Here is a 13,472-nt window from a genome sequence, read left to right as displayed (position 1 = left end):
CCTCGCGTGCCAGCATAAAACCGCACAATGCGGCTCGAGATTATCGGCTTTGGGGCTAGACGGTAATCCCGTTTCCGAAAGTCAGTTGTCGACCATGACGGATGAGCTTTTTTTCTTCGAGGCCCGCGCACTGTGGTTTTCAAACCAGCCGTGATCACGGTACCACGCCACGGTGTCAGTGATTGTCAGCTCTAGCGCCCGGAAATTCAGGCCAAGTTCCTGTTCACTTTTGCGGTGGTTGAAACAGGTGCGGTCCTCCTCTCGTATCAACAGGCGCAACGTGGCCATGCTCAGCAGAATGGGCTTGCCGGTAAGGCGCGCATAGATCTCCTGCACAGCCGCCAAGGTGTATAGAAAGGGCAACGGTAGTTGTCGAACGGGTGTCTTGACGCCCGCGATACGTCCTAGAACAGGCACTAGCTGACGCATCGTCATATGCCGGCCCGCCGCGAGATAGCGCTCACCTCGTCGGCCATGTTTGGCGGCAGCAATCAGCACCCATGCCACATCACGGGCATCGACGACGGAGAAGCTGCCAGGGATCAGCCCGGGTAACTTGCCGTTCACGACATCATTGACCAACTGTCCTGAGGAGGTCGGGCCAATGTCGGCAGGCCCCCACATCCAACCGGGCAGGACCATGCAGGCATGCATCTCGGGATGTGCTTCCAGGAACGACAAGACGACACGATCGGCGAGGATCTTGCTGCGGTAGTAGTCATCCGCGTCGGCGTCGGCCCGCAGACATGTCTCATCGATGGACATGCCAGGTGCGCCGTCGAGCACAGCAATGGAAGACGTATGGATGAACCGTCGAATACCGGCGCGGTAAGCCTGGTGAATCAGGTCCCGCGTACCGGCGACATTAATCTTTTCGAGTTCCTTCCAGTGGCTGCCACCCTTGTAGTTATCGCGAAAGAACGCCGCGGTGTGAAACACCGTATCGCAGCCTTGCAGCGATGCTGCGAATGCGTCGACATCGGCCATGTCACCAACGACCAGCTCCACACCCGGCAAATTATTGAACTGCTGTTCACCTTCGGCTCTTGAGCGGACCAGGCCTTTGACCGTGTAGCCGCGAGCGACCAATTCACGCACCAGGTTGTTGCCCAGCAAGCCGGTTGCTCCAGTAACAAATGCGCTACGCATGGCTCAACCCTCACCCTGTTCGGCTAACGGCATCAACACCGCACTGTCGAAGAAGGCCTCTTCACGGATGGCCAGTCCGTTTCTGAAGGTGAAGTGTGCGGCGTAGTGCACGGTAATATGGCGTCCATGGGGTGGAATCACCCGGCCTGGCAGCACCAAGGGGGCGGTGAAGGTGCCGGTCAGGAAGGCAGTCAGCGCCAAATGATCGTCAGCGACCATGAATGGGGTGAAGGTCACTTGGGCATCAGGGAACGCTTCGAACAGCGCAGTCTCTCGTTTGCGCATGGATTCGCGACCGGTTTGAATCCCCATACCATCGAGGTAGATGAAGTCTTCGCAAACCAACGCAAGCATCGCCTCCACATCACGGCGATTGAAGGCTCTTGAGGCGCGTTCCGCATAGTCGTTGGGGCCAGTAGTCATACAATCCATTCCATTTGTTTCGAGGGCCTGTAGATATACCTTTGAGGCCTCTCCCGAAAAACAGCGACTACTGCATAATGGCTTTGCACATATGCAGACCAGGGAGGACAGGACGCATGGCGTTGCAAGCAAATTGGGACGATCTTCGTCTGCTGTTGGCAGTCTCGCGGCGTGGCAGCTTTCTTCAAGCTGGCCAGTTGCTGGGTATCGCGGCGTCTACCGTGTCCCGCCGCCTGACCCAACTTGAGGTCGCACTGGGCGAGCCACTCGTTGAGCGGGGCGTTGAAGGATGCTGGTTGACCTCGCGGGGCCAATCCCTCGTGGAAGTTGCCCTGGCTGCTGAAGCTGGCTTGAGACGTCAAACCGCGGCTGGCATATCCGAGCTACACACAGAGCTATTTGGCAGTGTCCTGGTCAGTGCAGGAGAGGGGTTCTCGTCTTGTGTGCTGGAAGCCGCGAGTCGCTTCACTTCTCTGCACCCACGTTGTTCGGTGGAGCTGATGGTAACAGCCGACTTTCACAAGATCGTCCGCGGCGTGGCAGACATTGCTGTACGTACAGCTCATCTGGGTGAGCCGTCGCTGATTTATCGACCAATAGGCCGGCTCGCCTACGGTGTCTTCGCTGATGCAGGTTATCTGAAGCGGTTTCCAGGGGTGACCCCGGCCACTGCGGTCAATATTGCCTTGCTTCCCCCGCTGGACATGTTGCCGCAAATGCGTGCGGCAAAGGCCGGTGGTCTGGACCGCGCGCAGATCTGCGTGAACTCGTTCACCGTGCAGCTCGAATCGGTGAGGCGAGGTATGGGGGTGGCCGTGCTGCCCCGTATATTGGCGAAGGATCTGATCGGGTTGTTCCCGGATCTCCACCTTCCAGATATGGAGGTCTATCTGGTGACCCGGCCTCAGGCATTGAAACAGGCTCACATCAAATGTTTTTTTGCCATCCTGGAGCAGGTGCTGCTTGAAACCCTGTCCATGGAAAATGTCGAAGGTTACCTCTTAGGGGGACCACTTCCGATAGTGTAGTGTTGGAGCTACAAAGGATGTTCCAGGCTTTTCGTTTCTTTCCAGGATGGATGTTTACCCAATGCTCAAGTTCAATGCTCATCTCGGTTTTCAATTCAATGAGGTGCCTTTTCTTCAACGCATCGAAGCCGCCGCTGCCGCTGGATTTCGGGCGGTGGAGTTTCCGTCGCCCTATGAATTCGACGCCAGTCTCCTGGCCGACCACTTGGCTCAATACGCTCTTCCTCTGATTCAGTTCGCCGCACCGTCGGGTGTCACTAAAGGCATTGCTGCCCTGCAAGGCAAGGAAGAAGAGTTTCGCGCTGGCCTGGTCCAGGCCGCCAGTTATGCAAAGGTGCTGGCTTGTTCGGATGTCCACATCATGTCTGGAATTACGACGCAGGATGAGGCTGCTCTTATCTTCGGGAGCAACCTGGAGTATGCAGTCAAGTACTTCGAGGATCAGGGGTTGCGGCCCCTTATCGAAGTGATCAGTTCGAAGGAGATGCCGAGTTATTACATGTCTGACTTCAGCAGGGCGCAACAGGTGCTGGAGACCTTTCCGAGTGTTGGGCTGATTCTCGATCTTTACCATGCCCAGCTTTTGACCCGAGACGCAGCAGATGTTCTGGCTCGATTTTATGACCGAACTGTCCATGTGCAAATTGCTGACTATCCGGGTCGTCACGAACCGGGAACGGGGAGCATCAACTTTGCTGCCTTGTTCGCGGCGTTGGAGCAGCGTGGCTACCCAGGATGGATCGGGTGTGAATACCGTCCTTCCGGCTCTACCGCTGCGAGCCTTGACTGGATTAAGCAGCTAAGGACTTAGCACTTGTGGGCGTAAAGATTTATGGAACGACCATGTGCTTGTCCGGATGATGAGCTCTCAGCCGATCCTCCAGTGCGGGGCATTCGCCACCCCGCCCGGATCTTTTACCAGCGCACCCGATGCGCCAACCGAAAATACCCCGGTTTAGCGTCACCCTTCGACGGCCATGCGCGTGGCCAAGCCTGCGAGGACCGTCCCCATCAGCCAGCGCTGCACGGTCTGCCACACGGGCCTGTTTGCGAGAAATGTCGCAATGGAGCCAGCCATGACGGCAATCAGGGCGTTGACGCTCACGCTAATGACGATCTGCGTAAAGCCCAGCACGATGGATTGCGCCAGCACGCTTCCGTGGTCGGTGGGGTCGATGAATTGGGGCAGCAGCGACAAATACATGACCGCGATTTTGGGATTCAGCAGGTTGGTGACAAATCCCATCATAAACAGCTTGCGCGGGCTGTCCTTGGGCAGGTCTCGTACCAGGAACGGAGAACGGCCGCCGGGCTTGACCGCTTGCCAGGCCAGGTAGAGCAGATAGAGCGCGCCGCCGAGTCGCAGGGCGTCATACGCATAGGGAACCGCCAGGACCAGGGCTGTGATGCCCAATGCGGCGCAAAACATATAAACGACGAAACCCAACGCCACGCCACCGAGGGAAATCAGTCCGGCCATTCGTCCCTGGCAGATCGATCGCGAGATGAGATAGATCATGTTCGGGCCGGGAGTCAGCACCATGCCGAGTGAAATCAGGCCGTAGGCAAGCAGGTTGGACAGTTCGGGCATGGCGTAACTCCTAAAGGAAGAGATAACGAATTGGAAGCTCCGCTAAATCTGTATAAAACGGTTTTCGCGATCTCTGAGGTATGCACCTGGATGGAGCGGACGATAGTAGGGCGGCCAAAGGGAGCGCGTTAGATACAGATTGACTAACAAAACGTCATACAGCGAAGCTCTCCGGCAGGGTGCCAGCGGCCGTCTGGCGACCCACCTTGAACCATGCGGCGTACAACGCCGGGACGAAGAAAATCGTCAGCAGCGTCGCCACGGTAAGGCCGCCCATGATCGCAATTGCCATCGGTCCCCAGAACACACTGCGCGTTAGCGGGATCATTGCGAGCACGGTAGCCAGCGCCGTCAGCATCACCGGACGGGCTCGGTGAATGGCGGCATCCAGAACAGCATTCCACGGGTCACGCCCTTCGGCGATCTCGATTTGTATTTGATCGATCAGGATCACCGCGTTCCGCATGATCATGCCACCCAGTGCGATGATGCCCAGGATCGCGACGAAGCCCAGCGGCGACTGGAACACCAGCAGCGCCGGTACCACACCGATCAGGCCCAGCGGTGCGGTCAGCACCACCATCCACATGCGAGAGAAGCTCTGCAGTTGCAGCATGAGCAGCAGCAGGATGCTGATCAGCATCAGCGGAGCCACCGCCAGCAGTGCCTTGTTGGCTTTGTCACTTTCCTCCACCGCGCCGCCCACGTCGATGCGGTAGCCCGATGGCAGCTTCGCTTCGATATCCTTAAGCAACGGCTGGATCTCCTGCGTCACCGATACACCTTGCTCACCATCCTTCACGTCGGCACGCACCGTGATCGCCATGTCACGGTTGCGGCGCCACAACACCGGCTCTTCCAGCCCAGAGCGCACCTGTGCGACTTGCGACAGTGGCACCACCGTGCCTTGGCGCGTGTAGAGGTTGATGTCTTTCAATGTATCGAGGCTCAAGCGTTCCTCTGGCACGGCACGGGCCACGATGTCGATCAGGTCCTCGCGCTCACGCAGCTGCGACAGGGTGGCGCCGTTCATCACGGTCTGGGTCGCCAGCGACACGTCGGCCGGCGTGAGGCCAAGCGCGCTCGCCTTGTCCTGATCAAGCTCGACCTTCAGCGTGCGCACCGGGTCGTTCCAGTCGAGCTGGAGGTCGCGCACCTTCGGGTTGGCCCCAACCACCTTCTCTACGTCGCGGGCAATCTGGCGCACCACCTGGGTATCGGGGCCTACGACGCGGAACTGCACCGGGTAGCCGACAGGCGGCCCCAACTCGAGGCGGGTCACGCGCACCCACGCCTGCGGGAATTGTTGGTCAGCCGAGGCCACCAGCCGCGCACGTACTCGCTCGCGTGCATCCAGATCCTTGGTCATCACAACGAACTGGGCAAAGCCAGGATTCGGCAGCTCGGGGTTGAGCGAGAGATAGAAGCGCGGTGCGCCAGCGCCGGTGTAGGCGGTATAGAAACGCACGTCCTCGTCTTTCGCCAGGATCTCCTCCATGTGCTTGACCTGCTCGGTCGTCGCGGCGAACGAGGCGCCTTCCTTGACGCGCAGGTCAATGACCAGTTCAGGACGCGAACTGTTGGGGAAGAATTGCTGCGGCACTAGCTTGATACAGGCCAGGGCAAGCACCAGAGCACCAAACGTCGCACCGATGACCACCCAGCGGCGCTCTATGGCGGCGTCGATCAGGCGGCGCAGGTTGCGGTAGAACTTCGTATCGTACATATCACCATGCTGGTGCTTGCCCAAGTCGTTGGGCAGCATCTTGACCGCCAGGTACGGCGTGAAGATGCCGGAACAGATCCACGAGAACAGCACCGCGGCGCCGACGATCCAGAAAATGCCACCCGCGTACTCGCCGGTGGTGGACTTCGAGAGGCCGATCGGCAGGAAGCCCACGACGGTGATCAGCGCGCCGGTCAGGCGCGGCATCGCGGTGGACTGATAGGAGAAGGCGGCCGCCTTCACGCGGTCCATGCCGGTTTCCATCTTCGCCACCATCATCTCGATGGCGATGATGGCGTCATCCACCAGCAATCCCAACGCGATAATCAGCGAGCCGAGCGAGATGCGTTCGAGGTTCCAGCCCATCGCCAGCATCACCAGCGCCACGCCGCCCAGCACCAGCGGCACCGTGGTCGCGACCACGAGGCCGGCGCGCCAGCCCAGGCTGGCGAGGCTCACCGCGATCACGATGATCAGCGCCTCGGCCAACGCGCGCCCGAAGTCCAGGATTGCATCCTTCACCGTGGTTGGCTGGTCGGCCACGAGTTCCAGCTCTACGCCATGTGGAAGCTCCGACTGGATCTTGGCGACTGCTGTGTCCATCGCCTTGCCGAGGTCCACGATGTTGCCGTCGCTGGTCATCGTAATGCCGAGCATCAGCACTGGCTGGCCGTTGTGGCGCACCGTGTAGGTCGGCGGATCCTCGAAGCCACGGGTAACGGTCGCGATGTCGCCGAGCTTGATCAGCCGACCGCCTGCAGCGATGGGCACGTTGCGGATAGCCTCTTCGCTGACGAACTGGCCGCTTACGCGCACCATGACACGGTCGCCGCGGGTGTCGATCTGGCCTGCGGGCAACATGGCGTTCTGGCTCTTGAGGCTTTCGGCAATGGCCAGCGGTGTGATGCCCAGCGCTGCCAGGCGCTCGTGCGAGAACTCGACGTAGATACGCTTTGCCTGCTTGCCGATGAGATCGATCTTCTTGACCATCGGCACCTTCAGCATCTGGCGCTTGATGTCCTCGGCCGCGTCCGACAGATCGGCGTGACCGACGCCGTCGCCCTTGACCGCGTACATCAGGCCATACACGTCGCCGTATTCGTCGTTCAGGATCGGGCCGATCACGCCGTCAGGCATCTCCAGGCTCAGGTCGTTGAGTTTCTTGCGCGCCTGGTACCAGGCCTCGCGCTGGTCAGCCTTGGAAGTGCCGCCGCGTACGGTGAGCGTCATGCCGGCGTAGCCTTGCCGCGCGTAGGTGACCACCTTTTCGAAGTTGTCGATCTGCTCGAATTTTTTCTCCATGCGGTTGAGGACCTGGTCCTGCATCTGCTGGGCGGTGGCGCCCGGCCAGATGACCATGGCGGTCATGGAGGGCACGGAAAAGTTCGGATCCTCGAGCTGACCGAGCCGGGTGAAGCTGAAGGCGCCGGCCACTGCGACAATGAGGAGCATGAACAGGACGATGGCGCGATGGCGCAGCGCCCAGTCGGTGAGGTTCAGGTTGTTCATCGGGCGGCCTGCTGCGTGGTGTTTGCGTCAATAATCGCCGCGCCGGGAAGCGCGACCTTCAGTCCGGATGCCATCTTCTGCACCCCGGCGGTGACGACCAATGCGCCGGCCTGCGGCCCGGAGACGAGCACCTCGTCGTTGCGGTAGCCCAACACCGCCACCTGCACCAGTTCGACGACGCCTACCGGATCCTTGCCCACGGGCGTGACCACCCACAGCGCAGGCTGGCCGCCGCTTTGCGTCAGTGCCGTGGCTGGCACCGCTGCCACCGAGACACTGGTCATCACGCGCTCGGCCGTTACCGTGGCAGTGGCGCCCAGCGGCAGCGCCTGCATCGGTTTGAGCCGCGCACGATAGGTGCGCGTTTGCGCCGCTGCCTGCGGCGACAGCTCGCGCAGCGTGACATCGAAGATCTCGTTCGGTGCACTGGCCAGCGAGGCCTTGAAATGCGCCTCCTTGAAGACGGACAGCTGATCCTCGGGCACATCGATGACGATCTCGGATTCATCCGGATTCGCGATCGATACAACCGGTTGGCCCTCCGGAACGACCTGCCCGGTCTCAAAGCGCACAGCCGTGACGACGCCGCTACGCGAAGCGCGCAGCACGGTGTACTTGAGCCGGTTGCGCGCGAGCTCGAGCTTTCGCGCCTCGGCTTCAGCGGTTGCATGCGCGGTCTGGGCATTTGTATGTGCGCGCTCGTCGTCGGCCGCACTGACCGAGCCGTCAGCCTTCAGTGCAGTCAGGCGTTGGCGGTCCGAGTCGGCCTGGCGCGTCTGCTCGACGGCAACCGTCCACTGTTGTCGCGACGCTTGCTCAGCGAGGCGGTAGTCGCTGTCATCCAGCACAGCCAGGATGCTGCCTTCGCGCACAAACTGGCCGACATCGACGTTGCGCTGGGCGACTTTACCGCCCACGCGGAAGGCCTGGTCGACTTCATGTCGCGACTGTACGGTGCCCACGTAGCGACTGATGTCGCGGGCATTGTCGTAGCTGATTTCAACGGTGCGTATCGGTCGTGGTGCCTGAACGGTCGGCTGGTCCGGGCTGCACGCGGACAGCATGACGGCTACGGCCAAAGCGCCGGCCGCAGTAAGGGAGGTTTTCAAGGCGGTTCCTCTTTGAAAAAGGCAGTTTCTTAAGAAAGTGGTGGCCGGTCGGCTTTGGTGGCTGCGGTGGGAGTGGCGGGTTGTTCGAACACCTGCCAGCCCCCGCCCAGTGCCTTATAGAGCTGCACGCTATCGAGCAGCAGTCGGGTGTTGCTGTCGTTGGCGCTCATGCGCACCGACAAGCGCGCCCGTTGCGCGTCCAGCAGCGGCAACAGGTCGATTTGTCCCCTGTCGTAGAGTGACTGCGCGTGGCTCAGCGCTGCTTCCGCAGACTCGGTGGCCGACTGCAACGACTGGGCGCGCTGGCGCTCTTGCGTCTGCGTGACGAGGGCGTTCTCCACGTCCTCGAGCGCGCGCACAATGCCGTCCTCGGCGCGCAGTAGCGCCTCACGCTGGCCGCTCTCGGCGACCTCGTTGATCGCGCGCGTGCGCCCGGCGTTGAAGAGCGGCATGGTGAGCAGGGCGGCTACGTTGGTGAAGCGTGCGGCGCCCAGATCCAGACCGTTCAGCTCAAGGCCCTGACGGCCGTAGGATGCACCGAGGAAAAGCCGCGGAAACCACTCGGCCGCGGCTTGTTTACGGCGCGCATTGGCGGCATCGAGCTGCGCCATCAGCGCCAATACATCAGGCCGACGCTGTAGCAGGGTGGCGGGCTGGCCTTGGCGTGCCTCGGGCGCCACCGCGTTGCCACGGGAGGGCTGGATGCTCGTGGCATTAAAAGCCTGGTCACCGATCAGTACCGCGATGCGGTGACGCGATACGGCTGCCAGCGTCTCCAGCGGTGGGATCTGCGCGCGCGCCGATGCGGCATCGGTTTGTGCGCGCTCGACATCGAAAGAGGTCGCCAACCCTACACGGTGGCGCGCATTAACCAGGCGCAGTGTTTCGTCCTGCGCCGTCGAGATCGCGCGCAATGTTTCGGCCTGGCGCAGCGCACCAACCAGCGTGAAGTAGTTGCTGGCGACATCGCTCATCACCAGCAAACGCACGCCGCGTACGCCGTCCTCAGCGGCCAGTGCCTCTGCTTCGGCGGCTTGCGCGCCAGCGCGCAGGCGTCCGCTCAGGTCGAGTTCCCACGAAACGTCCAGGCCTGCACCCACGGTCCTGGTATCTGGATAACCCTGCTTCTTGGCAGAGCTGTAGCCGCTGCTACGGTCGGAGCCGGAGGCGGACATTCCGACACTCGGAAAGAGCCAGGAGTTACTGATCGTCTCACCGGCGCGAGCGGTACGCACGCGTTCGGCGGCTATCTTGACGTCACGGTTCTCGTTCATCGCGCGGCGCACCAGATCCGTCAGCACCGGGTCGTTGAACGTCTTCCACCACGCGGCTTCGGGTTCCATCTCGGAGGCCGTGCTTGCGGCGAACCTGACCGGCAGGTCTACCGACGGCTTGGCGACCTCTGTGGAACAACCGGTCAAGACCAGAGCGAAAGACGCGGCGAGCGCCGCGCCCACGACGACGCCGAGCAGGCGTTCGGCATGTTGCAGGGGCGTCTGCCCGGCGTAGCGGGTCAATGGATGGGAGGTTGGAAGTCGCGGCATCGGATTGGACTCGTGTAGATTCGAGATTGCATCAGCGTAGGGCCCGGTGTGCGCGAAGTCGTCAGCGAAACGTCGCCGTTCGGTCGCCATATCGAGCGCTCATTCATGTTGGAGGCGTCACTCGCCGTCGGTATCTGCCACGTGTTCGTGGGCCGCCGACGTGAGGTCCGAGTCAATCGACTCCAGTAACTCATCGGCGGACGAAAACTCGCGTTGACGCCCGGTGACCAGGTTTTCAAGGCGGCCCGAGAGGGCGCCGGGCGTGGCATCGCTACGCAGCTTCACGACGTACGAGCGGCGGTTCGGGTACTTGGATTCAGGGTTCAGACTCATCACAGACCAGGGGGCAAGAAAGTTCGACGACAGCGTAGGCCGTCCCCAGGGGCGAGTCGTAAGCGAAAGGTCAGACTTCGGTCGGGACCGTGGAGCTCCCTCAGAAATTAATGCCAGTCAGTTAAGCCCGCTCCCACAGGTCTGTGCCCTTAACTCGTCAATCAGACTTTGCCGCCTGAAGCAGCGAGCGCGCTCGTTTCATCAGCTCGGTTCCATCCGTTTCGGGCAACTGGTCAAGCAGCACCGCCAGGGCCTGGCGGTCCTCGGCCGTGGCGTCGTGGTGCCCACACAGTTCGACTAACGCCTGCAGCTCCAGCCACGGAGCTTCCTGGGCGCGCGCCTCCTCAATCGCACGCCGCACCGCGGTGCTGCCGTCATCGAGCCGGCCCTGCATCCGCGCAATCGATGCCTCCAGCAGCAACAGTTGCGGCAGGTACACGCGCTCGCCCAGTTCTTCCCCCATCCGTAGGGCTTCCTGTAGCTCGACTTGCGCAGCATCGCAATCACCCGCCAGCAGCAACGCTTCGGCGGCGTAGCCGAGCACCTCGCTGGCACCGGAGCGCATGCCGAGTCCGGTGTGTTCTTCATAGGCCTCGCGGATGTTGCGGTAGCCGTCGCGCGGTGCGCCGTTGCGCGCGTCGGCCCAGCCGCGCCACCAGCGGCAAGCTGTGCGTCCCAGTGCGAGCGAATACTCGTCGACCAGCGTCTGCATGTCGTCGGCCAGCGCTGCCACACGTACAGGGTTCCCCATCCGCACCTCGATCAACACCTCCTGCCAGGTGGCGACCAGCCAGGTCATAGGCTGGCGAAGCGTTTGTGCGCGGGTCCGCGCCTGCTGCATGTGAGCCCGGCCTTGCTCAACCAGGCCAGAACGCACAAGTTCTATGGCCAACATGCCGTGCAGCATGACCTGAGGATCGGCCGCGAAGATCTCGTTAGCGCCGATGTCTAGCGGTTCGGCGATTGCGAGTGCGCGCTCCAGCCAGCGGCGGGTCGCCTGCGTGCGTCCCTGGAGATGATGCACCTCGCCCTGCACGATGCACGCCACCAGCATGAGCGCTGGATCGTTTGCCTCGGACGAGAGGGCTTCGGCGCGCTCCGCTACCGCCAGCGCCTGCGTATAGTCGCCGCGCAGACCGAGCAGATAGCCGAATCCATGCAGCAGGCGACCGCGCATCGGATGCTCGGGTACATCCGCCAGCAACGTGTAGGCGCGTTCGAACGCGTTCCTGGCTTCGCTGCCGACACCGAGTGTGTGGAAAGCCGACACGCCCTGCAGCGTGGCCAAGGTGATTTCGAGCGTATCGCGCTCTATCCCTTTTGGCGCTTGGCGCAGCAGGACCATCGCGCGCTCAGTGAGGCCGATGCACAAGGCCGGGCTGAAGTGCAGCAGCGCGGCTTCCGCGGCCTCGGCGTAATAGCGCAGCGCGGTCATCGGCTGCCGGGCCCGGTCGAAATGCGTCGCCAGCTCCGAGGCCGCAACCGGCACACCGGCCGTGCGCTCGCGTTCGAGCGCAGTGCCAACCTGGCGATGAAGGTGGGTGCGCAATGAGCGCGGCGTGCGGTCGTACAGTACCTGGCGGAAGAGGGCATGCCGGAACGAGTAGGGTAGCTCCATCGCCTCTTCAAGTTCGGTGGCCCGCGACTGTGTGAGCCATACCTGCTCGCGCACCAGTTCCTCGCAGGTGTCGGCCACAGAAGCGAGGTCGCGCTCGAGGGCCAGCGAAACTGTCTCGACCCGGAATTCGACTCCGCATACCGCTGCCGCCGAGAGCAGCGTGCGCTGCTCCGGCCCGAGCTTGCTGATGTAGTGATCAATGATGGCCGCGAGGTTCTCGGGAACCGCCATTCCCGCCAGCCGGGCCTCGATGGTGGCGTCGTCGTTCGTGGCGTCCATCACCTCACTGATGACTGACGATACGAACAGCGGCACACCGTCGGTGCGCTCGTGCAGGGCACGCACGAAGGCTTCATCGCGGGCCAGAGAGGTCGAACGCAGCGCGACATAGTCAGCGACTTCGGTTTCCGAGAATGGATCGAGCACCACTTCCTCGCACAGACGTTGCAGGCGCAGTTCGTGGCGCAACGAGTTGAGCGGATGATCGAGCGCCACCACCTCGGCGACGCGGAAGCTCGCCAGCCACATAAGCCGCGCGCGGCCACGTCGCCGCGCCACATAGTCGATGAGCTGGACCGTCGCCCGATCGCTCCAGTGCAGGTCTTCGGTTATCAGCAACAGCGGCTGCTGCTCGGTGTAGCGGTCCAGCAACTCACCCATTTCCCGCAACATGCGGTCCGGACCGATGCCGGCAAGCTCGCGCCGCAACGCGTCTCGCTCTTGCGCGGTGCTCAGCCACGGCAGTTGCAGCAGCCAGGTCGGCGCCACGGCGCGCAGCAGCGCCGGCAGGGCGGGGTCACTGCGGCACAGATCGGCCAATGCCTCCAGCACCGGCAGGTACGGCTCGCCGGTGCCGTGGTGCTCCACGCAATGACCGCGTGCGCAGGCGATGCCGCCAAGGCTGGCGAGGAAATGCTCGATCAATGTGGTCTTGCCAATCCCCGGTTCTCCGGCAAGCCAGACCACTGCACGTTGCCCGTTGTAAGCCCGCTCCCACGCCTGTTGCAGTCTTGAGAGCTTGTCGGTGCGACCAATGAATGGCGGCGACGGATACGCATCGGCCGCTGGCACCGTTGCGGGTGCCGACGGCATCGAAGGTGCAGGGGAGGGCGTGGCGATGAAGCGATAGCCGCGCCGCGACACTGTCTCAATGAAGCGAGGCTGCCTGGGGTCGTCGCCCAGCACCTTGCGCAGATCGCTGATGGCCGTCTTCAGCACTGAATCGCTGACGAACCGATGCCCCCACACGGCATCAAGCAAGGCATCTTTGGTCACCAGCGATCCAGGCTGGCGCGCAAGTACGCACAGCAGAGTGAAGGGCGTTGGCGCCAGCGCCACGGTTTCTCCGTTACGCAGCAAGCAGGCGTTGGCCTCGTCGAGCTCGAACTCGACGAAACAGAGCTGGACTGGGTTCGGATGGGGCTGCGGACGCGCCACGTTGG

The 13,472-nt window shown here is 62.2% G+C and carries 10 protein-coding genes; 2 read left to right on the top strand and 8 right to left on the bottom strand.

Translation table 11 applies throughout. The features are described 5' to 3' along the window. Positions 1 to 81: 81 nt before the first annotated feature. Together CKW16_RS19000 and CKW16_RS18995 are read right to left on the bottom strand one after the other, a co-directional pair. On the bottom strand, positions 82 to 1,149 hold the full coding sequence (locus CKW16_RS19000; protein WP_095129690.1) for an SDR family oxidoreductase: 1,068 nt from the start codon (positions 1,147 to 1,149) through the stop codon (positions 82 to 84). A gap of 3 nt (positions 1,150 to 1,152) precedes the next feature. After that, positions 1,153 to 1,572, bottom strand: coding sequence for an ester cyclase (locus tag CKW16_RS18995; protein ID WP_095129689.1), 420 nt, complete (start codon positions 1,570 to 1,572; stop codon positions 1,153 to 1,155). Positions 1,573 to 1,688: 116 nt separating this feature from the next. Here CKW16_RS18995 and CKW16_RS18990 point away from each other — a divergent pair, with 116 nt between their 5' ends. Both CKW16_RS18990 and CKW16_RS18985 read left to right on the top strand, forming a co-directional pair. Then, positions 1,689 to 2,600, top strand: a complete 912-nt coding sequence (locus CKW16_RS18990) for a LysR family transcriptional regulator (protein WP_095129688.1) — start codon at positions 1,689 to 1,691, stop codon at positions 2,598 to 2,600. Positions 2,601 to 2,661: 61 nt separating this feature from the next. Then, positions 2,662 to 3,411, top strand: a complete 750-nt coding sequence (locus CKW16_RS18985) for a hydroxypyruvate isomerase family protein (protein ID WP_095129687.1) — start codon at positions 2,662 to 2,664, stop codon at positions 3,409 to 3,411. A 150-nt stretch (positions 3,412 to 3,561) separates the two neighbouring features. Here the strand turns inward: CKW16_RS18985 and CKW16_RS18980 are convergent, their stop codons facing one another. From CKW16_RS18980 to CKW16_RS18955, 6 genes are all read right to left on the bottom strand, one after another. Next, positions 3,562 to 4,191 (bottom strand): LysE family translocator, encoded by a 630-nt coding sequence (locus CKW16_RS18980; protein ID WP_095129686.1) that lies wholly within the window; start codon positions 4,189 to 4,191, stop codon positions 3,562 to 3,564. Positions 4,192 to 4,345: 154 nt separating this feature from the next. Then, positions 4,346 to 7,426 carry an efflux RND transporter permease subunit gene (locus CKW16_RS18975; protein WP_095129685.1) on the bottom strand — a complete coding sequence of 1,027 codons (3,081 nt, stop codon included), beginning with the start codon at positions 7,424 to 7,426 and terminating at the stop codon, positions 4,346 to 4,348. Further along, a complete protein-coding gene (locus CKW16_RS18970) occupies positions 7,423 to 8,535 on the bottom strand; it encodes an efflux RND transporter periplasmic adaptor subunit (RefSeq protein WP_095129684.1) in 1,113 nt (370 codons plus the stop codon). The genes CKW16_RS18975 and CKW16_RS18970 overlap by 4 nt, the downstream gene beginning before the upstream one ends. Before the next feature lie 29 nt (positions 8,536 to 8,564). Beyond that, complete coding sequence (locus CKW16_RS18965; RefSeq protein ID WP_095129776.1) at positions 8,565 to 10,079, bottom strand: efflux transporter outer membrane subunit; 1,515 nt, start codon at positions 10,077 to 10,079, stop codon at positions 8,565 to 8,567. A gap of 117 nt (positions 10,080 to 10,196) precedes the next feature. After that, positions 10,197 to 10,412 carry a hypothetical protein gene (locus CKW16_RS18960; RefSeq protein ID WP_095129683.1) on the bottom strand — a complete coding sequence of 72 codons (216 nt, stop codon included), beginning with the start codon at positions 10,410 to 10,412 and terminating at the stop codon, positions 10,197 to 10,199. 157 nt (positions 10,413 to 10,569) lie between these two features. Continuing rightward, a complete protein-coding gene (locus CKW16_RS18955; protein WP_095129682.1) occupies positions 10,570 to 13,467 on the bottom strand; it encodes an AAA family ATPase in 2,898 nt (965 codons plus the stop codon). Positions 13,468 to 13,472: the final 5 nt, after the last annotated feature.

The sequence above is a fragment of the Pseudomonas sp. Irchel s3h14 genome, from assembly GCF_900187425.1.
In the GTDB taxonomy this organism is placed as follows: Bacteria; Pseudomonadota; Gammaproteobacteria; order Pseudomonadales; family Pseudomonadaceae; genus Aquipseudomonas.
This window is presented reverse-complemented; position numbering and strand designations above follow the sequence as displayed.

Coding starts and splice junctions, on each gene's coding strand:
- CKW16_RS19000 (WP_095129690.1), bottom strand. CDS start 1,149: ATGCGTAGCGCATTTGTTACTGGAGCAACCGGCTTGCTGGGCAACAAC.
- CKW16_RS18995 (WP_095129689.1), bottom strand. CDS start 1,572: ATGACTACTGGCCCCAACGACTATGCGGAACGCGCCTCAAGAGCCTTC.
- CKW16_RS18990 (WP_095129688.1), top strand. CDS start 1,689: ATGGCGTTGCAAGCAAATTGGGACGATCTTCGTCTGCTGTTGGCAGTC.
- CKW16_RS18985 (WP_095129687.1), top strand. CDS start 2,662: ATGCTCAAGTTCAATGCTCATCTCGGTTTTCAATTCAATGAGGTGCCT.
- CKW16_RS18980 (WP_095129686.1), bottom strand. CDS start 4,191: ATGCCCGAACTGTCCAACCTGCTTGCCTACGGCCTGATTTCACTCGGC.
- CKW16_RS18975 (WP_095129685.1), bottom strand. CDS start 7,426: ATGAACAACCTGAACCTCACCGACTGGGCGCTGCGCCATCGCGCCATC.
- CKW16_RS18965 (WP_095129776.1), bottom strand. CDS start 10,079: ATGCCGCGACTTCCAACCTCCCATCCATTGACCCGCTACGCCGGGCAG.
- CKW16_RS18960 (WP_095129683.1), bottom strand. CDS start 10,412: ATGAGTCTGAACCCTGAATCCAAGTACCCGAACCGCCGCTCGTACGTC.